Source organism: Capnocytophaga sp. oral taxon 338 str. F0234 (assembly GCF_000192225.1).
Taxonomy (GTDB): Bacteria; Bacteroidota; Bacteroidia; order Flavobacteriales; family Flavobacteriaceae; genus Capnocytophaga.
The window spans coordinates 1,667,905-1,692,111 of record NZ_GL872413.1; the positions used below are offsets into that span (position 1 = coordinate 1,667,905).

The 24,207-nt window shown below is 37.2% G+C and carries 18 protein-coding genes; 8 read left to right on the plus strand and 10 right to left on the minus strand.

The annotated features are described in order from the left end of the window. Nucleotides 1-95: 95 nt before the first annotated feature. Nucleotides 96-1,553, minus strand: coding sequence for a sugar-binding protein (locus HMPREF9071_RS07610; protein WP_009746032.1), 1,458 nt, complete (start codon nucleotides 1,551-1,553; stop codon nucleotides 96-98). A gap of 546 nt (nucleotides 1,554-2,099) precedes the next feature. Here HMPREF9071_RS07610 and mrdA point away from each other — a divergent pair. The 6 genes from mrdA (at nucleotide 2,100) to HMPREF9071_RS07640 (ending at nucleotide 11,931) form a co-directional block, all read left to right on the plus strand. Further along, nucleotides 2,100-3,965 carry a penicillin-binding protein 2 gene (gene mrdA / locus HMPREF9071_RS07615; RefSeq protein ID WP_009746033.1) on the plus strand — a complete coding sequence of 622 codons (1,866 nt, stop codon included), beginning with the start codon at nucleotides 2,100-2,102 and terminating at the stop codon, nucleotides 3,963-3,965. 9 nt (nucleotides 3,966-3,974) lie between these two features. Next, nucleotides 3,975-5,240, plus strand: a complete 1,266-nt coding sequence (gene rodA / locus HMPREF9071_RS07620) for a rod shape-determining protein RodA (protein WP_009746034.1) — start codon at nucleotides 3,975-3,977, stop codon at nucleotides 5,238-5,240. Nucleotides 5,241-5,402: 162 nt separating this feature from the next. Beyond that, nucleotides 5,403-7,556, plus strand: coding sequence for a prolyl oligopeptidase family protein (locus HMPREF9071_RS07625; RefSeq protein WP_009746035.1), 2,154 nt, complete (start codon nucleotides 5,403-5,405; stop codon nucleotides 7,554-7,556). A gap of 222 nt (nucleotides 7,557-7,778) precedes the next feature. After that, nucleotides 7,779-9,923 (plus strand): prolyl oligopeptidase family protein, encoded by a 2,145-nt coding sequence (locus HMPREF9071_RS07630; protein WP_009746036.1) that lies wholly within the window; start codon nucleotides 7,779-7,781, stop codon nucleotides 9,921-9,923. A gap of 96 nt (nucleotides 9,924-10,019) precedes the next feature. Further along, nucleotides 10,020-11,315 carry an NAD-dependent succinate-semialdehyde dehydrogenase gene (locus tag HMPREF9071_RS07635; RefSeq protein WP_009746037.1) on the plus strand — a complete coding sequence of 432 codons (1,296 nt, stop codon included), beginning with the start codon at nucleotides 10,020-10,022 and terminating at the stop codon, nucleotides 11,313-11,315. A gap of 193 nt (nucleotides 11,316-11,508) precedes the next feature. Continuing rightward, nucleotides 11,509-11,931, plus strand: coding sequence for a lipocalin family protein (locus HMPREF9071_RS07640; protein ID WP_009746038.1), 423 nt, complete (start codon nucleotides 11,509-11,511; stop codon nucleotides 11,929-11,931). 394 nt (nucleotides 11,932-12,325) lie between these two features. On the opposite strand, the gene HMPREF9071_RS07650 is transcribed toward HMPREF9071_RS07640, so the two are convergent. Genes HMPREF9071_RS07650 through HMPREF9071_RS07660 form a run of 3 tightly spaced genes read right to left on the minus strand, consistent with a single transcriptional unit; the run spans nucleotide 12,326 to nucleotide 15,119 of the window. Next, the gene (locus HMPREF9071_RS07650; protein WP_009746040.1) at nucleotides 12,326-13,486 is read right to left on the minus strand and encodes a GlmU family protein; all 1,161 of its coding nucleotides are present in this window, start codon (nucleotides 13,484-13,486) and stop codon (nucleotides 12,326-12,328) included. 1 nt (nucleotide 13,487) lies between these two features. Then, nucleotides 13,488-14,615, minus strand: coding sequence for a 3,4-dihydroxy-2-butanone-4-phosphate synthase (gene ribB, locus HMPREF9071_RS07655; protein WP_009746041.1), 1,128 nt, complete (start codon nucleotides 14,613-14,615; stop codon nucleotides 13,488-13,490). 36 nt (nucleotides 14,616-14,651) lie between these two features. Further along, nucleotides 14,652-15,119 carry a hypothetical protein gene (locus HMPREF9071_RS07660; RefSeq protein WP_009746042.1) on the minus strand — a complete coding sequence of 156 codons (468 nt, stop codon included), beginning with the start codon at nucleotides 15,117-15,119 and terminating at the stop codon, nucleotides 14,652-14,654. 163 nt (nucleotides 15,120-15,282) lie between these two features. On the opposite strand from HMPREF9071_RS07660, the gene HMPREF9071_RS07665 reads away from it, so the two are divergent. Continuing rightward, on the plus strand, nucleotides 15,283-15,693 hold the full coding sequence (locus HMPREF9071_RS07665; protein WP_009746043.1) for a BrxA/BrxB family bacilliredoxin: 411 nt from the start codon (nucleotides 15,283-15,285) through the stop codon (nucleotides 15,691-15,693). Nucleotides 15,694-15,752: 59 nt separating this feature from the next. Continuing rightward, the gene (locus HMPREF9071_RS07670; RefSeq protein ID WP_040358434.1) at nucleotides 15,753-16,595 is read left to right on the plus strand and encodes an ion transporter; all 843 of its coding nucleotides are present in this window, start codon (nucleotides 15,753-15,755) and stop codon (nucleotides 16,593-16,595) included. A 1-nt stretch (nucleotide 16,596) separates the two neighbouring features. On the opposite strand, the gene HMPREF9071_RS07675 is transcribed toward HMPREF9071_RS07670, so the two are convergent. From HMPREF9071_RS07675 to HMPREF9071_RS07700, 6 genes are read right to left on the minus strand one after another with little or no spacing between them, the layout of a single operon-like run. Beyond that, on the minus strand, nucleotides 16,597-18,426 hold the full coding sequence (locus HMPREF9071_RS07675) for an ABC transporter ATP-binding protein (RefSeq protein WP_009746045.1): 1,830 nt from the start codon (nucleotides 18,424-18,426) through the stop codon (nucleotides 16,597-16,599). Nucleotides 18,427-18,475: 49 nt separating this feature from the next. Next, entirely contained in the window at nucleotides 18,476-20,194 is a 1,719-nt protein-coding gene (locus HMPREF9071_RS07680) for a phospho-sugar mutase (protein WP_009746046.1), read from the minus strand. A 28-nt stretch (nucleotides 20,195-20,222) separates the two neighbouring features. Then, on the minus strand, nucleotides 20,223-20,915 hold the full coding sequence (locus HMPREF9071_RS07685) for a M949_RS01915 family surface polysaccharide biosynthesis protein (RefSeq protein WP_040358077.1): 693 nt from the start codon (nucleotides 20,913-20,915) through the stop codon (nucleotides 20,223-20,225). A gap of 10 nt (nucleotides 20,916-20,925) precedes the next feature. Further along, nucleotides 20,926-21,141, minus strand: a complete 216-nt coding sequence (locus HMPREF9071_RS07690) for an AtpZ/AtpI family protein (RefSeq protein ID WP_009746048.1) — start codon at nucleotides 21,139-21,141, stop codon at nucleotides 20,926-20,928. Beyond that, the gene (locus HMPREF9071_RS07695; RefSeq protein ID WP_009746049.1) at nucleotides 21,116-21,541 is read right to left on the minus strand and encodes a polymer-forming cytoskeletal protein; all 426 of its coding nucleotides are present in this window, start codon (nucleotides 21,539-21,541) and stop codon (nucleotides 21,116-21,118) included. The genes HMPREF9071_RS07690 and HMPREF9071_RS07695 overlap by 26 nt, the downstream gene beginning before the upstream one ends. A gap of 2 nt (nucleotides 21,542-21,543) precedes the next feature. Continuing rightward, complete coding sequence (locus tag HMPREF9071_RS07700; protein ID WP_009746050.1) at nucleotides 21,544-24,057, minus strand: hypothetical protein; 2,514 nt, start codon at nucleotides 24,055-24,057, stop codon at nucleotides 21,544-21,546. Between the last annotated feature and the right edge of the window lie 150 nt (nucleotides 24,058-24,207).

A 24,207-nucleotide genomic window follows, 5' to 3' on the forward strand; every position in this document is an offset into this window, starting at 1 on the left:
AAATTATAAAAATATTAGGAGATCTTCAATAAATAACATTTATTTAACAAAAAACCACTTTTTTCAAGGTGGTTATGAACTTATAATCTCTTCACTTAACGATAATATTCAATAATACGTTCTGTAATAAAAGTAGCCTTTCCATCTGTATATTGAGTAAGTTTTGTCCAGTTATTATAATTATCCATCTTATACTGTTGTATAAGTTTAGAGGTAAGTTCTCCTTTGGTATTATAAGTAAGAGATTCTATAAGTTCACCTGTAGCATTGTAAATAAACTTTATAAGGAAAGCCAAACTACCATTTGAATTAAGTCCTTGTTGTTCTATTTTCTGTCCCTTTTCATTATATTTATAGATATTTTTCTGTATCAATTCCCCATAAGTGTCATACTCAGAACGTTCAGTCAAATTATTTTTACTATCAAAGGAATGTGTTGTCCTTTGAATCACTTCATTATTTTTACCATAACTTACTCTATCTATTTCATTACCCCTATCATCATATTTGTAAGTGTATCGGAATAAGGTTTTATCTTCATTATCAATGCTTCTCACTTCTATAATCTTTCCCTCTTTATCATACACATAAATATCTTTCACCCAAAGATTTCTTAAATTATCATATTCATTTGTAGACAAGAGTTTAGGATTGGGGAGTTCTTCATAAGAGAGCCTTTTAGGAGTATTTTCAAGAGCCTCTTTGCTGGGATTTTGAGCGGCTCCTTCATTTAGTTTACTTTTCTCTGAAGATGCATTATAGACAAACACTTCTGATCGATTACCTTTATTATCATAAGAATATCTAAATTTCTTCCACAAAGCACCTTTTGCAAGTAATTCATTTTCTATAATTTTATTAATTTTCTCAGGAGTTATCAACTCTGTGAAATATTCTTCTTTAGTAATTTCCTTTCCTTTCTCATTATATTTCCACGTACATTTATAAGCTGTCTGATGATTCATTGTAATAAGCTTTTCCAAAAGATTTCCTTCCTGATCATACTTATAAGATTCTCTACTAAGAAGTATTCCTTGTGTATCAAAGTTATCCTTTTCTATTATATGTCCTTTATTATCATAACGATATACATAACGCCACAAGAGGACTCCTTTATCATCATAAGATGATTCCTCTGTTTTCTGACCTTTCTTATCATACCGATAAGCTACACGTCCTATGAGTCCTTCCTCTCCTTCTTCAAAGGATTTTAATAGCTTGGGTTCTGTCTTTTTAAGGAGAGTTTCTTTCTTTACATCATTACCTTCATAAACATAATTCTTCGTATACCAAAGATTTCCATTAGTATAATAGGCTATCCTCTCAGTAATATTACCCTTTCTATCATAATGGGTAAGCAGATTATCGGTTCCTTTTGCCACACTTCCTTTTCCATAGTGTCCCCCTCCTTTGTCTAAGGCTACATAAGTAGTTGTACGAATGCTCTTTACAAGTCCATTAAGAGTACTCTTATAGTCCTTTTTAGAATTTTGAGCAATAGCTACCATTATCCCTGATAAGGAAGCTAAAATAATTTGTTTTGTTCTTAACATCTTAAAATATAAAAATAGTTCTTTTCAATATCTTATGTGCTTTTAATGCACTTCAAAATCAAACCATTTTTCATATTTACTTTTGTGGTTTTTAATAACTTTCAGGTTAGAAAATGGAATATAAATAATTAAATTTTTTAAATCCATTTTAATTTATTTTGACTCTACAAAATTACAAATTATCTTTAAATTTTACAATACTTTTAAAAAACATAAAAGTCCTTTATTAAGTATTATTTTTCAAATCACTTTATAAAAGCTTACATATGAATAAAATATATCTTAATTCAAATGTGAAATTTAACTTTTGATAACAAAGTAAGCGGAATTATATAAACCAATTGTTAATTTAGACATAAGCAATTAATATAGAATATATTTATATAATTATTTTTATTGATAGATAAATTTAATAATTTTAATATTATTTCTATTTATTATTAATTTCTTTCTTAAGTAATTCTTTCAAAACAAAAATTCTTCACAAAAAACAATAGTTTTCAAATATAATGCTTATTTTTGCAACCTTAAATAGCTCTTATAATAATGAAAAAAATATTCCTTCCTTTAGTTATCTGTGTAGGAACATTATTTTTGTTGGCAAGACTTTTTTATTTACAAATCATTGTTAAAGAAAAAACTAAAGACAACATTGCCAGTGATGTTGCTATACAAGTAGAATATGATTATCCTCAAAGAGGATATATATACGATAGAAATGAGAAATTATTAGTTACTAACCAGTCTGCTTATGATATTATGGTTGTTCCTCATGAAGTGAAGGCTTTAGACACTTTAGAGTTTTGTAATCTGGTAGGTATTAATATAGAACAATTCAGAGAAAATTTAAAAAAAGCTAAACAGTATTCTTATCGTAAACCTTCTGTTTTTGTGAGCCAATTATCCAAAGAAGAATACGCTCCATTACAGGAAAAATTACGCAAGTTTAATGGTTTTTTCGTACAAAAACGTTCTCTTAGGCATTATGAGACCTTTTGTGCGGCAAATGTATTAGGGTATATTAGTGAAGTAAATGACTGGGAACTAAAAAATAATCCTTATTATCTTGCGGGAGAAATTATCGGAAGGCAAGGAGTTGAAAAACAATATGAGGACTTTTTACGCGGCAAGAAGGGAGTTCGCTATCTGCAAAAAGATAAATTCAACAGAGTAATAGGATCCTATAAAAATGGTATATATGATACCCTTCCTGTTGCAGGACAATCCTTAGAACTTACCATTGATGAGAGCTTACAAGCCTATGGAGAAATGCTTATGCAATGTAAGCGTGGCAGTATTGTTGCCATTGAACCGGAAACGGGTGAAATATTAGCTTTAGTTTCTGCTCCTTCTTATGATCCTAATCTTCTTGTAGGGCGTAAACGTTCGGAAAACTATACTCTACTGTATAATGATTCCATAGCAAAACCTCTTTTTGACCGTGCTTTATTGGCAGAATATCCTCCAGGATCCACTTTCAAACCTTTCACAGCTCTTTTAGGATTACAGGAAGGAGTCATGACTCCACAAACTTTAGTAGCCTGTAATGGAGGTTATCATTATGGGTCACGAGTGATGAGATGTCACCATCATCCTTCTCCCTTGGATATGACCCATGCCATAGCCAATTCCTGCAATGCTTATTTCGCATACGAATACCGAAGAATTATTGAGAAATACAAGACTCCTTCAGAAGGGATTACTGCTTGGGATAATGATCTGAAAAGCTTTGGTTTTGGAGAATTCTTAGGAAGTGATTTCCCAATTGGTCGCAAGGGATACCTTCCTGATGCTGCTTTCTATAATCGTCAATATGGAGAGAACCGATGGGCAGCTACCTATAACATCTCCAATGGTATAGGACAAGGAGAAGTGTTAGTTACTCCTTTACAGCTTGCCAATGCGCTGGCAGCCATTGCTAATAAAGGTTATTTTTATACTCCTCATGTGGTAAAAAAGATAGATGGGAAAGTAACCCCTTTCACTCAATATACAGAGAAGAAACATACTCGAATTGACCCTAAATATTTTGATCCCATTATACAAGGAATGAATTTAGCCTATACGGGAGGAACTGCGCGAGGTACCAAAATAGATAGTATTAATGTAGCCGCTAAAACAGGTACCGCTGAGAATTATATACGTATTAATGGGAAACGTATGCAGCTGACTGACCACTCCATATTCATGGCGATGGCTCCTGTAGAAGCTCCTAAAATTGCTATTGTAGTCGTTGTAGAGAATGGATACTTTGGTGCTCGTATTGCCGGTCCTATTGCTTCATTAATGATAGAAAAATACTTAACGAAAAATGTAAAAAGGAAAGAACTTGAAAAACAAATGCTTGAAAAGAGTTTAGAAGAGGAATATGCAAAACCTTATTCAGGACTTCCCTTTTCTATTAATAAATAAGAATATGCTATGCTAAAATATCTTGATTGGATAAGTGTCCTATTATATCTTGCTTTAGTGAGTATCGGTTGGGTATGTATCTATGCTACTGGATACAATGAAACTTCAGCAAATCTGTTAGATTTCTCCCAGCACGCTTCCAAGCAATTATTCTTTGTTTGTACTAGTGTGATTCTTATTCTCTTCATTTTAGCAATAGAACCTCGTTTTTATGAGAATTCAGCAGAGATTTTCTATATTATTGCTATGCTTCTTTTAGCTGGAGTTCTCATTTTCGGAAAAACAATTAATGGAGCTAAAGCTTGGTATTCATTAGGTCCTATTACCATACAACCTGCAGAGTTTGCTAAAACCGCTACTGCCCTTCTTTTTGCCAAACACCTAAGTTATTTACAAACAAATATTAGGTATTTCAAAGACCTACTAAATGTTTTACTAATTATCTTAGTTCCTTGTGTTCTAATTATTCTTCAACCTGATCCTGGGAGTACCCTTGTATATGGTTCTTTCATCTTCGCCCTCAATCGTGAAGGGATGAGTTCTTCTTTTGTATTCATCATGTTGCTGTTTTTAGCTGTTTTCTTAACAACTTTAAAATTTGGAGTAGGCAATACCATTACTTTTTTTACCTTTCTAACCTCTCTCTATGGTTATTGGGTCAAAAAGCGCAAGGGGCATTTTCCATATAAGAATATGACTCTTTTAGTTATTTTATGTATTCTTACTTCCTTTTCAGCAAATTTCATATTCTATAACGTATTCAAACAACATCATAGAGACAGATTCAGCCTTTGGCTTCGTTTGGAGAATGAGATTACAGATAGCGAGACACTTAGGCAAACTGTAGCTTATAATACCTTACAAGCAGAGTCAGCTATTTCTTCAGGAGGACTTTCAGGGAAGGGATTTCTTGAAGGAACTCTTACCAAAGGCAACTTTGTTCCAGAACAACATACTGATTATATTTTCACTACCTTAGGAGAAGAATGGGGACTCTATGGGACTTTTACAGTAACCTTACTCTTTGCCTTCCTCTGTCTTAGAATATGGTACTTAGCTGAAAACCAAAAGAGCAAATTTTATCGCATTTATGGTTATTGTGTTGCTTCCATATTCTTCTTACACTTTTTCGTAAATATAGGAATGGTCATAGGTATAATGCCTACCATCGGAATTCCGCTTCCTTTCTTCAGTTACGGAGGTTCAGGTTTATGGGGATTTACCATGTTATTATTTATCTTCTTGAGATTGAATATGGACAAAGAAAGGCATTAATTTTTTCAATTTTTTCTTAGATATTTTAGAAAAAAAACGTAAGTTTGTTGCATTCTTTTGAGAAAGTTTTCTTTGTTAGATTCATATTACCTTATCATAGGAAAATGAATTTGGAGAGAATTTTACCCAAATGTGCTTACAAAATATTTAATTATTATATCTATGAGACGTTTTTTTATTCCGTTGGGTTGCCTGCTTGTCCTTTCGGCTTGCAATAACAATACCAAGAAAGAAGAAGAAACTCAAGAAGCCTGGGAGAAGTTCACTTATCCTGAGACCAAGAAAGAGAATGTTGAAGACACTTATTTTGGTGAAAAGATAATAGATCCCTATCGCTGGCTTGAGGATGATCAAAGCCCTGAAACAGAAGCTTGGGTAAAAGCACAGAATGCTGTAACCTTTGGCTATCTTCATTCCATTCCATTTCGTGACAAAATAAAGGCACAAGCGGAAAAAATGTGGAATCATGAAGAACTCACTGCTCCTTTTGATATAGGAGATTATACCTATTATTACAAAAATAATGGTTTGCAAAACCAGAATGTACTCTACCGCAAGGACAAAGAAGGAAAAGAAGAAGTATTCCTTGACCCCAATACCTTCGCCGCTGATGGTACCACCTCCCTTGCCGAGGTAAATTTTTCCAAAGATGGTTCCTTAGTATGCTACCTTATTTCAGAAGGAGGTAGTGATTGGCGCAAAGCTATTGTACTTAACACTAAAACCAAAGAACAAATAGGAGATACTATTGTAAACATTAAATATTCAGGAGGATACTGGCACAAAAACGATGGTTTCTATTACTGTAGTTATGATAAGCCCAAGGGAAGTGAACTTTCCGAAAAAACTGATCAGAATAAGCTTTATTATCACAAATTAGGTACTGCTCAGAGCCAAGATAAACTTATTTTCGGAGGTACTCCTGAAGAAAAAAATCGTTTTGTAGGGGGATACGTATCCAATGATGAGAATTACTTAGTTATTCGCGGAGAAGAAACTACCTCTGGAGGAAAATTATGGATCAAAGACCTTAGAAAAACCAATAGTCCCCTGATAAATATTCTTAATGACTATTCATCTGATACTTTTATCCTTTCCATCAAAGGAGATAAAATATACCTACAAACCAACTTAAATGCTCCTAATGGAAAAGTAGTCGTAACTGATGTTAAGCATCCTACTCCTGAGAATTGGAGGGATGTTATTCCTGAAACAGATAATGTACTTACTCCAGTAGTTGCTGGAAGATATATCTTGGCTCACTATATGAAAGATGCCATTTCTCAAGTAAAACAATATGACTTCGAAGGCAAACTCATCAGAGAAATCGAACTTCCTTCCATTGGTACTGCTGCCATAGATTCCGCCGATGAAGAAGATAAGGACACCTATTTTACCTTTGAGAACTACTATACTCCTCTGAGCATCTACAAACTACATTTAGAAAGTGGAGAAACAGAACTTTATTGGACTCCAAAGATGGATTTCAATCCTAATGATTTTGAATCTAAGCAAGTATTTTACACTTCTAAGGACGGTACCAAAGTACCTATGATTATTACCTATAAAAAAGGAACTCCTTTAGATGGTACGGCTCCTACTACCCTTTATGGATATGGCGGATTTAACATTAGCTATACGCCTTGGTTTGCTGTTACTTATGCGGTATGGATGAATAATGGAGGTATCTTTGCTGTGGCTAATATTCGTGGAGGTGGAGAATATGGTACCAAATGGCATGATGATGGTACTAAGTTCAAAAAGCAAAATGTATTCGATGACTTTATTGCTGCCTGCCAGTACCTAATAGATAACAAATATACTTCTAAAGAAAAACTTGCTATCAAAGGAGGCTCTAACGGGGGCTTACTCATTGGAGCGGTGATGACCCAGCGCCCTGATCTTATGCGTGTTGCCCTTCCTTATGTAGGGGTAATGGATATGCTTCGTTATCACAAATTCACCTCAGGGGCAGGTTGGGCTTATGATTATGGTACCTCTGATGACAGTAAAGAGATGTTCCAGTACCTAAAAGGTTACTCTCCTGTTCATAATGTAAAAGAAGGTACTTGCTATCCTGCAACCCTTATTTTCACAGGAGACCATGATGACCGTGTAGTACCCGCTCATAGCTTCAAATTTGCAGCTCAACTTCAAAGTAAACAATCATGCAAAAATCCTGTGTTCATCCGTATAGAGACAAATGCAGGACATGGAGCCGGAACTCCTGTAAGCAAGATTATTGACCAGATGGCAGATTGGCAATCCTTTGCTCTTTGGAACATGGGTTATAAAGATCTCCCCAATAGCAAATAAACAAGAGGTAAAAGGTAGAAGGGAATAAATATACTACTTTTTACCTTTTACTCTATACTTTTTTCATATTAGATTACATTTCTAATATAATGATATGCAATATATTTTCCTATTTTATCAATATTACTAATTTTTATTAAGTGTCTTTCAAAAAATATTCGTAAATTTGTAGCAGTTAAACAAAATTTTGAAAGCTAACAGAACATTTAATTTATTATATCTATGAGACGTTTTTTTATTCCATTGGGTTGTGTACTCGTTCTTTCCGCTTGTCACAACAATACCAAACCTACTGAAACGGAAGAGATGAAAGAATTCAATTATCCTCCCACCAAAGAACAAGTTGTAGAAGATGATTACTTTGGCACTAAAGTAGCCGACCCTTATCGCTGGCTCGAAGATGACAAAAGTGCTGAGACGGAAGCTTGGGTGAAGGCACAGAGTCAATTCACTGCTGATTACCTCAATACAATTCCTTATCGCAAGACAATTAAAGAACAATTAGAAAAACTTTGGAATTATGAGAAGTCAGGTGCTCCTTTCGTAGAAGGAGACTATACTTACTACTATCGTAATAACGGCCTGCAAGACCAGAGTGTCCTTTATCGCAAAGATAAAAACGGCAACGAAGAGGTATTCCTCGACCCTAACAAATTCGCTGCTGACGGAACAACTTCCTTGGCGAGTATCAACTTTTCCAAAGATGGTTCCTTAGTATGCTACCTTATCTCAGAGGCAGGTAGCGACTGGAAAAAGGCGATTGTTCTCAATGCCAAGACCAAAGAACAAATAGGCGACCCCATTGTAGATGTGAAATTTGGTGGTGGTAACTGGAAAGGAAACGAAGGCTTCTACTATTCTTCTTATGACAAACCAAAAGGTAGTGAACTCTCTGAAAAGACCGACCAGAATAAAGTATATTACCATAAGTTGGGCACTTCTCAAAAAGAAGATGTACTCATCTTCGGAGGTACTCCTGAAGAAAAGAACCGCTATACCGATGCTTATGTAACCGATGACCAGAGATACCTTATTATCTTTGGTGCTGACGCTACTTCTGGTAATAAGCTCTTCATCAAGGACTTGAAAAATCCTAAAGCACCTTTGGTAACAATCCTTAACGACTATTCTTCCGATACTTCTGTGATTGATGTCAAGGGAGACAAACTTTACCTCTTCACTAATCTTAATGCACCTAACGGGAAAGTAGTGGTTACCGATGTAAAGACTCCAACTCCTGAACACTGGAGAGACCTTATCCCTGAAAATGAAAATGTATTGGACATCACCACTGCAGGCGGCTATATCCTTGCCAAATATACCGTAGCAGCCCTTACCGAAGTAAAACAATATGACTTCTCAGGTAAGTTCATTCGTGATATTAAACTCCCTTCCATAGGAGTAGCAGGTGGATTCTCTTCCAAAGATGACCAAAAAGATACTTATTTCTGGTTTACCAATACTTATACTCCTACAAGTATCTACAAACTCAATTTGGAAAGTGGGGAAACTACCCAATACTGGAAACCATCCATCGCTTTCAATTCAGATGAGTACGAGTCTAAACAAGTATTCTATACCTCTAAGGACGGTACTAAAGTACCTATGACTATTACTTACAAGAAAACTACCAAACTTGATGGTACTGCCCCTACTCTACTTTATGGTTATGGCGGATTCAATATTATTACTTATCCCTATTTTGGTGTAAGCATCGCAGTATGGATGAATAATGGTGGAATATATGCCACTGCTAACATCCGTGGAGGTGGTGAATATGGTAAAAAATGGCATGACGACGGTACTAAGTTCAAAAAACAAAATGTATTTGATGACTTTATTGCTGCTGCTGAATACCTTATCAAAGAGAAATACACCTCTAAAGAGAAATTGGCTATCAAAGGAGCTTCCAACGGAGGTCTATTGGTAGGAGCCGTGATGACCCAGCGTCCCGACCTAATGCGTGTTGCTTTTCCTGATGTAGGGGTAATGGATATGCTTCGCTATCACAAGTTCACTGCAGGCGCAGGTTGGGCTTATGACTATGGTACTTCCGATGATAGCAAAGAGATGTTTGACTATCTACTCAAATACTCTCCAGTTCACAATGTAAAAGACGGAGTATGCTATCCAGCTACTATGGTTTCCACTGCCGACCACGATGACCGTGTGGTACCTGCCCATAGCTTCAAGTTTTCCGCTGAGTTGCAGAAAAAACAAGCCTGTAAGAATGTCCCTGTTATCATTCGTATAGAAACTAATGCAGGACATGGAGCAGGAACTCCTATAAGCAAATCTATTGAGCAACATGCTGATGAACAATCTTTTGCACTTTGGAATATGGGATATAAGGAACTACCCAAATAGTGAATAATGAATAGTAACAAGTAACAAGTGATAAATGACAAATCTCTCTAATTTCCGAAGAGATTTGTCATTTGTTTTAACCAAACCATTACAAAGATGTTAGAAAAATCCCTTACCATCGTAAGCGAGATGGAGAGCGCTTACCATACTTGGAGAATGCAATCCTTAGCTTTAAGAAAAGAGACTATCAGCCGTATCAAGAAAAAGCTCCTTGCCCATAGTGAAGAATACGCCAAAGCTATCACCACTGATATGAATAAGCCTTTGGCACAATCTCTTGCTGAGGTTAAGAAGTGTGCGACCCTCTGCGATTATTACCTAACTCATATTGATGATTTTCTCCGCCCACAACCCTTACAAAGTAGTTGGACAGAAAGTTATGTAATCCTAGAACCTTTAGGAGTACTCTTAGGGGTCATGCCATGGAATTTCCCCTTTTGGCAGGTATTCCGTGTAGCCATTCCTAACCTACTCTTGGGGAATGTATTGGTAGTAAAGCACGCCTCCAATGTCCCTACCACGGCTGCCTTGTTGGAAGAAGTCTTCCTTGATGAGAGCTTAGGTTTTCCTATCTATAAGAACTTGACCTTGCCCAGTAAACACGTAGAAGCCATCATTGCTCACCCTGCTATCAAAGGTGTTACCCTCACCGGAAGCGAACCTGCAGGTAGGTCAGTGGCACAATCTGCAGGTAAGTACCTAAAGAAATCCGTCTTAGAACTCGGTGGCAGTGCTGCCTTTATCGTATGTGAAGATGCCGACCTTAACAAGGCCATTGCCACAGCTGTCAATGCCCGTATGCAGAACGCAGGACAGAGTTGTATTGCTGGTAAGCGCATCTTAGTGCAAGAATCCATCGTCGAGGAATTTATAGCCGCCTTTACCGAAAAGGTCAAAGCCCTCAAGCAAGGAGACAAGTATGACTTCAGTACCGAAATAGGTGCTATGGCACGAGAGGATTTAGCCATAGAAATAGAAGAAATGGTACAGGAGAGCCTTTCCGAAGGCGCTACCCTACGCTGTGGGGGCAAGCGTACAGGTGCTTTCTATGCCCCTACTGTCCTTACTGGTGTTACTCCTACCATGCGAGTATTCAGGGAAGAAACCTTTGGACCTGTAGCAGTGATTACTACCTTCCAAGATTTTGAAGAAGCGATTGCCCTGAGCAATCAATCTGATTTCGGTTTAGGAGTATCCATTTTCTCCCAGAATGTAGATTTTGTAAAATCACAAGCCCCTCGCTTTGACGAAGGAGCAGTATATATTAACGAAATGCTCATCAGCGATCCGCATTTGCCCTTTGGCGGTATCAAGCACTCAGGTTATGGTCGCGAACTCTCTCATTTTGGTGTATCAGAATTTGCCAATATCAAAACGGTAGTAGTGAAGTAAAGACATCTATATTTGGAGTATTCTTTTATATTTCTACTAATTTTGTCCTCTTTTTCTTCATGGTACGATCCTTTAAGTTCACATCAACGGAGTGATACATTCTATTAGGGAAAGTTTGATAAATATTTAACAATACTATAAGGTAATAAGAAAGGTAATATTGTATTTTTGCATCATTGAATTAATAAAGCAAATGGGAAATATTTTTAAAGCCGTTTTAGTAGCTATAGCCTTCTTTGTAATGTCTTGTGGAAAATCAGATAATTTTGATCCTAAAGACCTTGTCGGTAGTACTTGGTATTTAGAAAGTGTAACTTTTGGAGATACCTCCTATCACATTAGTAATTGTGCTAAGGAATCAAAAATAGTTTTTACAGATACTGAATATACCAAAACTGAATATGCAGGAACAGATGGTAATTGTACCCCTTCTAATAAACAAGTAGGTACTTATACCATTTCGGGCAATACTATTTTAGTTAAATACGGATACAATTTCAATACTAATGCTGAACCTAAAATAACTATATCAGGGAAAAAACTTACTCTTTCTGAATATAAAAAAGGGAATACTGGTAAAGAAACTCCTTTAATAAAGGTTTTTGTAAGGCGATAGAAAATATTCTTTTATAAACTAAAAAATCAATTCCTCTAAAGAATATTCAATTTCTTTAGAGGAATTTTTATTTAAAAAAACTTCTTTTAGTTTATTTGTTATCAGGAAGAGTTTTTTGGCTTTTTATAATTGAAAAGTTACCAGATGGCACAATAAGATTAGAATAACAAGGAGGCACACAAAATAAAAATATTATGAAGCGATTTTTTATATTCCTAAATGTATTAGAGTTGTTATCTCTTTGTTTTTTCCTAGTGTTTTCGCTATTTTTCCTTTCTGATTTTGGAGAAACAGCGATAGGAAAAGTATTTCATGATTATTTAGGAGGCAGGACTGTAGGGTACTCATAAAATCTCCTTGTAAGTTTTGTATACCTACAAGGAGATAATAATACCTATTGATTATCAAACAACCACTGGAGTATATGCTGTTCCTTCTCGTCAAAAGTGATACCTCTACGTGCCATAACACGCTCGGCTACGGCAAAAGCCTCGCCCAAACGGTATTTCTCAGAGGAGGTACCCCAAGCAAAGTTAGGTATATACTTGCTCGGAAATCCTGCAGAGAAAAGATTAGCAAAGACCCCTATGGTAGTACCACTGTTGAGTTGGGTGTTAATGGCCGTTTTGGAATGGTCACCCATCAGTATCCCACAGAATTGCAAGCCTGAAGAAGTATAGTCGCCCTTCTGGTAGTCCCATAGCTGTATAGTATTATAGGTATTCTTGAGGTTGGAGACATTGGTATCAGCCCCCAAGTTACACCATTGCCCCAGTACGGAATTGCCTAAGAAACCGTCATGCCCCTTGTTGGAGTAACCCCAAATAACCGAGTTGCTTATCTCACCGCCTACCTTACTATAAGGACCTATGGTAGTGGCTCCATAGAGCTTAGCCCCCATATTTATAGTAGCATGCTGGCAGAGGGCGATAGACCCACGCAAGTGGCTGCCCTCCATCACTTCGGCATCCTTGCCTATGTAGATCTTTCCTTTCTGACAGTTGAGTGTGGCAAACTCTACCTTGGCACCTTCCTCTATAAAAAGATTTGCCCTGTCTCCCAAAAAGCCATTCGTTGGTGAAAGAGGTGAAGAAGTTCGTCCTTTAGTAAGTAGCTCAAAATCAAAATCTATCGTCTTATCGTTATAAGTAAAAAGATCAGTAGGTTTTTCAAAAAGTAGCAAAGGCTCTTCCCACTCTATAGGAGGTATAGATGAAAGTGTAATACTTTTTCCCACAAAAGCCAACATTCTCCCTTGATAAGTAATAGCCTCCCCTACCCTAAGAGATCTTAACTGTTCTAAAAGGCGGGACGTAGGCAAGAAATTAGCATAAATAGAGAGGGTATCCTCTTCCGATACCTCTGTATAAGGGTACTTTTCTTGGAGGTAATCCGCAGTGTGGTAAGAGGCTTGTGTTATTCCCAAGAGCCATTTCCAGCGCTCGGCAAAGGTCAAGATACCCGCACGCAACTCAGCCGATGGGCGGGTAAAAGTCAAGGGAAAGAAATCCCCTATAGTGTCTTTGTCCCAGAAAAGAAGTTGTTTTATTTTCATCTTAATAGCTTACATAGTCTACAATTTCCAAGCCATAGCCCGACATCCCTACATAGTGAGAAGGTTCGGAATTGGTAAGGAGTTTGATTCGGGAAATGCCAAGATCTATCAGAATCTGGGCACCTATTCCTATATCTTTCATCTGAGAAGTAGGAGTTTGCGAAGGTGCTGGTTTCCCTTCCTGAGCAGCCTTAATGGCTTGGATACGATGAAGGAGATTTTGAGAATAGCCCCCTTGGTTGATGACAATAAAAGCACCCTTGCCCCCAGCGTCTATCTGCTGGAAGATACGATTGAGTTCGTTGTCTCTTTTACGCAAAAGTTCCAAGATATCATTGCTAATAAAGTTGGCATGGATACGAGTGAGCACTGCTTCATCCTTACTCCAAGTTCCTTTAGTGAAAGCCAAATGAATCTGTCCATTAGTAGTTTGTTCGTATGCACGTAGGCGGAATTGTCCAAAGTCGGTATCTATAGAAAAGTCTTCTCGCTTTACAATAAGGCTATCATGACGCATACGGTAGGCAATCAAGTCCTCTATGGAAATAATCTTAAGATGATGTTTTTCAGCCACTTTCACGAGTTGTGGTAGGCGAGCCATAGATCCATCTTCATTGAGAATCTCAATGAGAATCCCTGCAGGTTTCAGTCCTGCCAAGCGTGCCAAATCCACTGCTGCTTCGGTGTGACCTGTACGGCGAAGTACCCCACCTTCCTTAGCCTTAAGCGGAAATATATGTCCTGGGCGACCAAAATCCTCTGGCTTTGTCTCAGGCTTTACCAGTGCCTTAATCGTTTTAGCGCGGTCAAATACGGAAATTCCGGTAGTACACCCCTCTCCCTTGAGATCTATAGAAACGGTAAATTGGGTATGGTGTAACACAGTGTTGTTCTCCACCATCATATCCAATCCCAATTCCTTACAACGCTTCTCCAACAAAGGTGCACAGAGTAAACCACGTCCGTACTGGGTCATAAAGTTGATCATTTCGGGAGTTACCTTTTCAGCAGCAGCGATAAAGTCCCCTTCATTTTCACGGTTTTCGTCATCTACCACGATGACGATTTTCCCTTGTTTGATGTCCTCAATAGCCTCTTCTATGGTATTGAGTTTTATTTCTTGGTTCATTAATTTATATTTATTTTGTTGTGAAATTTTCTTGAATTACCACAGTCTAAGATCATTACTGCTTTCTGCATTAGAGAGATTAAGCACCAGCGTAAAGGTCAGCCCTTTGAAGACTGCATCGTGGCGGAAAGGAATTGAATACCCCACATAGGCCTGATGAATATTGAAAAAGGAAAAACCTATACGTGGCTGGATGGCATGGGTATTGAGCGAGGCACCCAATCCTAAGATAATAAGGTTACACTCGTACCCTATCTCTGGTACTATTTCCATTTTGGACTGTTTCCGCCCGTCCTCAGTAAGGCTGTTCTGTGAACCCAAGTGCACTCCTGCATAGAGCGAGCGGCTTACCCAGTTATACTCCGTATTGAGAGACACCCCTACAAAACCCAAGTTATGGGAACGATTGGTATGAGTAAAGGCTGCCCTTCCTCCCCAATACTCAAAATCCTGTGCTCCAACCCACAAGGGTAGAAACAACAGAAAGAAAAATAGCTTCCTCATAAAATCTCATTTAACAGATTTCTTAGGCAAAAGTACAATTTTTTTTCTAATTCTACACGTTTTGGTATAGATTATTTCTTGGACAAAATTAGTCATTAATCATTAACCATTCATCATTATTTTTCGTATCTTTGCCCCACGAATAAAAATAATACTAAAAATTATGTATCCACCTGAGATAGTAGCTCCTATGATAGCGGAGCTTGAAAATGTAGGCTTTGAATCACTCCACACTACAGAAGCTGTAGATGAGGCTATTAAGCGCACTGGTACTACCCTTGTGGTAGTGAATTCGGTATGTGGCTGTGCGGCAAGGAATGCCCGTCCTGCAGTTCTTTTGAGCTTAAACCACGCTAAAAAACCCGACCATTTAGTAACGGTTTTTGCAGGCTTTGATACAGAAGCTACTGCACAAATGCGGGATTATATGCTTCCTTTTCCTCCTTCATCTCCAAGTATTGCTCTCTTCAAAGATGGTGAATTGGTTCACATGCTTGAGCGTCATCATATAGAAGGTCGTTTCGCAGAGGTAATTGCTAAGAATTTGGAAGCTGCTTATGATGAATATTGTTAAGTAACTCAAGATTAAGTCCAATGGAAAGAACTTTCCATTGGATTTTTTATTTATTTCAGATGAAAAAACTGTTAAAATCCAAATATGAACTTCTAAAAGAAAAGGCTTTTACCATTATTTATGGGAGAGATACTTTCTTAGGAAAACTATTTGACCTTATTCTTCTTGGATTTATTCTAATAAGTGCCTTTTTAGCTATTTCTGAGAGTATACAGAGGGTGGACGATAGGATACACACTTTATTAGTTGTTTTGGAATGGATTATTACCTTCTTTTTCTCCATAGAGTACCTATTACGTATTATCTGTGCACCCAACCAAAGAAGATATATTTTTAGTTTTTATGGTATTATTGACCTAATTTCTATTCTTCCTATGTACCTTTCATTCTTCTTTGAAGAATCCAAATTTCTTTCTATTATTCGTATTCTCAGGTTACTACGTATCTTTCGTATTTTGGATTTGGTACAGTTCACCCAACAGGCAAATGAGCTAAAAAGAGCCTTAAAGAGTAGTCGAACCAAAATATTTGTTTTCATCTATTTTGTACTGGTGCTTTGTGTGATTTTAGGAGCTCTTATGTATATGATAGAGCCTCATGACAAGGCATTCACCAGTATTCCTCGTAGTATTTACTGGTGTATTGTAACACTCACTACCGTTGGCTATGGCGATGTGGTGCCTACCACTACTTTTGGACAAATTATGGCTTCCATCATTATGATATTGGGATATGGTATTATCGCTGTTCCTACGGGCATCGTTACCTCTGAATATACTCGCATGCGGGAGAAATATAGTATCCACAAAAAATGCCCTCATTGTGGGGAAGACCACCTGCCTAAGGATGCTGTTTTCTGTCACAAATGTGGGGAGAAACTTTCTCTTCATACCGAAAAGTAATCTACTCAAAGGATTGCATTTCCACAAGTTTACGATAAGTTCCGTTCTGAGCCATGAGTGTAGTGTGATTTCCTTGTTCTATAATTTTTCCTTTCTCCATCACTACAATAATATCCGCCTTTTGAATGGTAGAAAGGCGATGTGCAATCACTAAAGAAGTACGATTCATCATCATTTTCTCTAAGGCATTTTGCACTAATTTTTCACTTTCTGTATCCAAAGCGGAGGTAGCTTCATCCAGTATCATGATAGGTGGGTTTTTCAGTACAGCACGGGCGATACTTAAGCGTTGTTTTTGTCCTCCGGAGAGCTTACCTCCCATGTCACCAATATTGGTCTGGAACTTCTCAGGTAGAGCTTCAATAAACTCATAAGCATTAGCAACCTTTGCTGCTTCTTGTATTTCTGTTTCTGTAGCTGAAGGCTTTCCTATAAGGAGATTATTAGTAATAGAATCATTAAAAAGTATAGAGTCCTGAGAGACAATTCCAATAAGGTTTCGCAAAGAATGTATCTTAATCTCTCGAATATCAATCCCATCAAAGGCAATACTCCCTTTATCCACATCATAGAACCGAGCAATAAGGTTAGCAATGGTACTCTTTCCACTTCCTGACTGACCTACCAAAGCCACTGTTTTTCCTTTGGGTACTTCAAGAGAGAAATCCTTGAGTACATACTCATTTTCATATTTAAAAGATATATTCTTGAGTGAGATTGCGGTTTGAAAATCTGTTTTTTCTATGGCATTTTCCTTATCAAAAATAGGATTCTGCGCATGAATTACCTCCAATACACGGAGTGCTGCTGCATCTCCTTGTCGCAACCGATAAGCAGCCTTACTAATCTCCTTAGCGGGGGTCAATATATTATAAGCCAGCCCCATATAGGCAACAAACTCAGAGCCCTCTAAAGTTCTATCCACCAGTACCATAGTACCACCGAACCATAAGAGAATCCCAATGACCAAGATTCCCAAGAACTCACTAATAGGAGAGGCTAAGTTCTGCCGATAGGATAAGTTATTAGAATAGGAGAAGAACCGCTGGGTAGAATCCGTAAAACGCTTAATAAATGTATTTTGTGCATTAAAGGACTTAATAATACGGAGCCCTGAGATAGTTTCTTCTATCAAGGAGAGGAAGAAACCCTGTTCGGCTTGTACACGTCCTGAATGTTTCTTAAGTGTTTTCCCTACTCTTGAGATTGCCAGTCCTGCAATAGGAATAAAAACAAAAACAAATATAGTAAGTTTAAGGCTAATCCCACACATGATAATAATAGTAAAGATAATGGTAAGTGGCTCCCTTACAATAAATTCCAATATACTCAAGTAAGAGACTTGAAACTCATTGATATCTGTAGTAATGCGTGAGATAACATCCCCTTTTCGCTTCTCTGAAAAGTAAGAAATAGGTAAAGAAATGATTTTCTTATACATCATATTACGTAAATCCTTCAACACTCCATTACGTAAGAGGTTAATAAATACAATAGCTAAATAATTGAATATATTCTTTAGAAAGAATAAGAATAACACTAATACAATAATATAAGAGAGTGCTTGTACGGGATCTCCTCCTGTATGCTGGGTTACCTGATAGTTAAGGTATTCCTTAAAGTAAGTATTTGCCTCTGCAATTCCCTTATATACAGGCTTATGATATATTCTCTTATTAGAATCAAACAATACCTCAAGCATTGGGATGAGTGCCACAAAGGATAAGGAGCTAAAGAGTGCATATAGGATATTGAAAAAAATATTCAAAAATACATACCTTTTATAAGGAAGTACATACGGATAGAGTCTTTTTATATTGGCTACGTTCATTCAATAATATATAAGAAAATCAATTCTTCATCCAAAAAAGTATTAAGTATTACAGATTCAATTCTTTGGTAATCTGTTGGATTTTAGATAAGAGTTCTTTTTGTGTTTGTTCAAAAGCCTCAGGGGAGGACAAAGGTGCATTAACACTAAAATAGAACTTAATTTTAGGTTCTGTACCACTAGGTCGTGCAGCTACCTTAGTTCCCTTTTCAGTATAATAAATAAGCACATTGGACTTAGGAATTTCTATATGAGTTTGCTCACCTGTAAGGAGATTTTTGGCAATAGAAGTTTGATAATCCTCAATGCGTACTACTTTTTCTCCTCCAATGGTTTTAAGAGGATTTTCACGGAGGTTCTTCATCATTTGATTAATTTCCTCAGCTCCGCTTACTCCTTTTCTTACAATAGAGATTAAGTATTCCTGATAAAGTCCGTATTCTTGATACATTTTAAGCATTTCCTTAAAGAAAGAACTTCCTTTAGCCTTAGCTTCAGCGGCAATATCCATAGCCAATAAGGAAGAGGTTTCCGCATCCTTATCGCGGAGAAAATCTCCTACCATAAAACCAAAACTTTCCTCTCCTCCACCAATAAACTGTTGGTTAGGGAAGTCCTTAATCATCTTGGCTATCCACTTGAATCCAGTAAGACCTTCCTTATACTCTACACCATAGGCATTGGCAAGTTTCCGCATCATAGGAGTAGAAACGATTGTAGAGGCAATAAACTCATGCCCTGTTTTCTCTCCTTTTTCTTTCCATTTGTCCAGAAGGTACTTAGTCATCATGAGCATAGTTTGGTTTCCATTGAGTAATACCATTTTGTCATGGAGGTCCCGTACGGCTATTCCTATACGGTCACTATCTGGGTCAGTTCCAAAGACAATATCAGCCCCAAGTTCTTCTGCTTTCTTTAGTGCTAAGGTAAGAGCTTCAGGTTCCTCAGGATTTGGAGATTTCACTGTAGGGAAACTTCCATCAGGAGTCGCTTGTTCCTCCACTATGTGTAAGGAGGTATAGCCTGCACGTTCAAAAAGTTTAGGGATAATGGTTACTGAAGTGCCATGCAAAGGGGTATATACGATTTTTAGGTTTTCCTTTCCTTTGATAGGGAAATTAGCTTTGCTTAAAGAGGCTTTCATGAAGGCTTCATCCACCTGAGTGTCTATCTTTTCAATAAGTGCTTCATTGGCATTAAATTTTATATCAGCGAACTGTACCTTATCAATAGCCTCCATTACTTCTTTATCTTGAGGAGGTACGAGCTGTCCACCGTCTGTCCAATACACTTTATATCCATTATATTCTGGCGGATTATGGGAAGCCGTAAGGACTACCCCACTATGACATTTCAAGAATCTTATAGCGAAGGAAAGTTCAGGGGTAGGTCGCAACTGTGAGAAAAGAAACACCTTAATACCGTTGGCAGAGAACACATCGGCTACTATTTTTGCGAATTCTTGTGAATTATGGCGGCAATCATAAGCAATCACTACCTTTACTTGCTCATTAGGATATACCTTCTTGAGGTAATTACTCAATCCCTGAGTATTTTTACCCAAAGTATAACGGTTCATACGATTGGTACCTATTCCCATAATACCGCGCATTCCTCCGGTACCAAACTCCAAATTCTTATGGAAAGATTCTATCAGTTCCTCTTTTTCTCCGGCGAGTAGCTGACGAACTTTTTCTTGAGTAGCTGCATCAAAGGCTGGAGTAAGCCACGATTGAGCATTCATTTTACTTTTTTCTAGTAAGTCCATATTTATTGTTTTTTGCAGAATTGCATTTTTATCTTTTTAATTTTCTGAAATCCTCTGGATTGAATAGGGTCAATTGTTGTTCTTGTAAGCGATTAATGGTATCAAATATTCTCTGTCGGATCGGCTTAGGTAACTTATAATAAGCAGCATCTATCTGTGTTTCTCTTCCGCTGTCATCAGGAGCATCTTGATGGCGAATCCCCACTTTCTCTCCCTTATAATAGGTTATAATTTTTACTTTTCCCCGGTCAGGGTCTCCGTCAGTAGGAGTTGCCCCATAGACAATAATAGGATCCACATAACCGTCCTTGTCCAAATCCGTTAAAGAGGAAAACTTTGTCCAGAACCCAATAGAAAACTCCCATTCTTCCCATTTAGGACGATAATCATAGAGTATTTTCACTACTTGAAAAGTATTCTCCTGTCTAAGAAGGTGAAAAGCCTTAATCTTATCATTAATAACCTCTCCTTCATTATTTTTTCTATATACTTTTTCTCCTTTTTTGGAAGAGTCATAGAGTTTGTTCTCGGAGAATACCCAAAAGTGTTTTCCTTCTTCATCTTGGTAAGTATACACTTTGGTTATAGGAAATGAGATTCCTAATTTTTTCTGTACTTTGAAGGGGAATAACTCCTGTACTTTCCCTTCTTGTAAGAGTTGTACCTCTTGTGCTTGTACACATAAGGGACATAGAAAGCCCCATAAAAACCATTTTTTCATCATAAATAAATCATTCCTCTTCCATCTGATTTACTTGTTTTATTACAAGATATAGCGAAGCAAATACCCCAAAAAGCCCCCCTCCTACTGTTCCCCAAGGGGCAATAGTAGGATATTTCTGGTCTAACCAATTCCCACAATAGGCACAAATACCAATAGTAACTGCCATTTGTATTCCCAATTGGGAGAACTTCACCCAATTATTTAACTTCTTTTTTGGGTTCATTCATCAAAGGTTGTGGTTCCTTGGAGGCATTATGATTTCCACTTCCCATACTACACTTTACATTGAATACTGCTCCTGGTTCTATAGCGAGTTTATCGGCTTGTACTTCTCCTTCTATAATGGCTGTTGCCTTGAGACTCAAAGTACTCTTCACCACGAGGGTTCCCCGTACATTACCTTCTATATCAGCATTGGTACAAATAACATTTCCATGTATAACGCCTGTTTTTCCCACTACAAGACGTCCGGAGGTTTGTATAGTTCCTTCTATTTCACCATCAATACGGAAATCTGATCCGGAATTCACCTCTCCTTTAATTTTAGTTCCTCCTACGATGCGGTTACTTCCCGCTACTGAATTGTCTGTTGCCATAGGTTTTTTATTTTCTTTATTAAACATTGTTAGTTATTTTTTTTAAAAAAATCTTCTTTATTTTTATACATCTGAATAATCCTATAATTCTCAGACGAAATTACAAAAAATTCTTTAAATGCAGTTATTTTTTCTTCATTTTTTTCTTCCTTCTTTTTCTTTTGTTCTTTTTCTGCTTGTTCTTGTTGTTCTACCTGATATTGAATATATTTTTCTACAAAACTCTCAGCCATTTGCTTGGTCATAAATCCGTGAATTACAGTAAATTGTTCATTAGCATCATATACATCTTGGCTTAAAGAGAGGTAAGCAAATCCCTTTTCCTCCAAATAATTCTTTAGGGTCTCTAGCTGTTGCTCATCCAACACTGGGGTTACCACCTTCCAGGAAGAAGCTTTTTCATCGGATTCAAAAGCAGGCTTATTTTCCTCTTCTTTGAGTTTCTTAAGAATCTCTTGTATTTGGTCTGCTTGTTTGGTATTAGGATATTCCTGAGCAATACGTTCCAGTTCGTTCTGATAAGCAATTTTTCCTTCTAAGCGACCCAAAGCTTTTGCCCGAAGTATTTCCCAATTGGGAGCCTCAGGAGAGGTTTCGTACTGAGGCTTATGAGTATCAATATAAGCAATCACCTCTTGATATTGTTGGTTTTCCAGCTGTTTTTGTAGAGAATCATACTGTTTTTGCAGTTCTATTTCATTCGTATTAGCCTCTCCTGAAATAATTTTTGCATATATTGATTGAGGATACTGATTCACTAACCGATTCTTATAAGAGACTGCTTCTGTCGGATTTTTTTCTTCGTTGATTCTATAGAGTTGATACAATGTTTTCTCCTTAAGCTTATCATCTTGAGTGATAGAGAGCAGGCGAGCAAAGCGTTCCTGTGCCAATTTGTCATCTTTGAATTTCTCCCAATAAAGTTCTCCTACTCCATAGAGAGCTAATTCTCTATCTTTTCGCAGTTGTTCCATTTGTGCTTCAGAAGGCAACTTTTCTATAAAATCTTGAGGAGAAGGGGGTTGAGTGGTTGGACTCTCTGCTTGTTCTTCTGCAGTTTGCTTGGTGGTTATAAGGCTTGACCAACGCCAATTATCCACTAAGGGGCGGTCACCGAATTGCTCAATGAACTGTTGCTTACCGTAGGCTACTGCCTGAGGTATATAGAAGTAAAAACCATCCTGAGGAAGTTGTGCTTGGTTCTGTACGGTTTTTCCAAAGTTGGTAATCTTAACTTCATTCTTCTTAGCTGTTTGCTTTCTATCATCCAAATATTTCTGGAAGAAAGCAATTTTTTCATCTTTAGACATAGCCATAATACGGGAGAGGCTATCGGCTTTTTCTATAGTATTTTCAAAGGAGGTAATTTGAGAGAGGTTATCCCTTTTCCTTCTCATATAGAGATATTCTAATGTATTCTTAGGGGTATACACCAAAGTACTATCATAATGGGAATAAGCAAGGGGATACTTTTTTTCCTTAAAATAAAGTTCTCCTAAGTGTTCATGCGTACGTTTTTTGAGTCCCTCATTTTCCTTATTTTTGTCCAAAGAGAGCAGATAATACTTAATTGCTCCTTTATTTTTTTGTTCTCCTTCCAAGAATACCCCATGTTGGAAATAGATAAGGTCAAGCAAGTTCTTATGTTCATAGAGTTTCTCCATTTTCTGTAACTGCTTGGAATAAGTAAGTTTTTCCTCTTGGGAAAGTGTTTGGGTACGAGCTTTTCCTACTTGAGCCTCCACCCATAATCGGCGGGGGATATTCCAGTTAAGATCAATGGTTTTCTGGTAATATACCTGAGCAGAGTCTTTTTGATTAATAGCCTCAAAGAGCTGTCCTGTAATGAAAAGATAGCGACCTTTTTGGGCTTTTTCTTTAGTTTCTTCACTGGCAAGTTTAAGAGTTTCAATGGCTTGTGGATATTCTTTAAGATTGATATAGGCTTGAGCAAGGATAGCATGTAGGTTGGCACGTTCTCTTCGTTTCGGATTTTCTTCTGAGAGCATTTTATGTACATCAGTAATCGCCATTTGCTCACGACCTAATTGAATAAGTGTTTTTTCTCTCCAAAAGGCAGCATTATAGCGTTGGTTGGTTTGCCCATAATTAGTTAGCAAGTGGTTAAAAGCTTCTAAAGCGGGGATATAGCGACCATTATAGTAACGAGCCTTTCCCAAGAGCATATAAGCATCATCAATTTTTCGGTTTTTTTGCTTTCCATCAAAGACCATAGAATGGCGCTGAATTGCCTTAATTGCTTTCTGTTCAGCACGGTCAAAATGTTTGTTTCCTTCCCCTGAAAGGAAATATTCATCCGATAAGGTTTCAGGCTCCACAGGAAGGATTTCAAAATAGTTTTCAGCGTGTTTCTCAGCGATTTCCTTTTTACCTTCTTCTAAGGCTAAATTTCCGTTATATAACACGTTATACATCGTAGGAATCATACGAAATTGTCGGTTATAATAAGTATCGGCTGTAGTTGAACAGCCTATCAGAAAGGTAATTAATAAAATATTAGTAAGATACTTTAATAACTTCATTTAAAAGATATAATAACAAGGCGCAAGTTAATCATTTTTTTTCAATAGACAAATAAATTTAAACAATTTATAAGAAAATTTTCGCCTGTTCCTCTCTTTTTTTCCTATCTCTTTTTAAGAAGTAACCGTATCAATAAGAATCAAACCTAT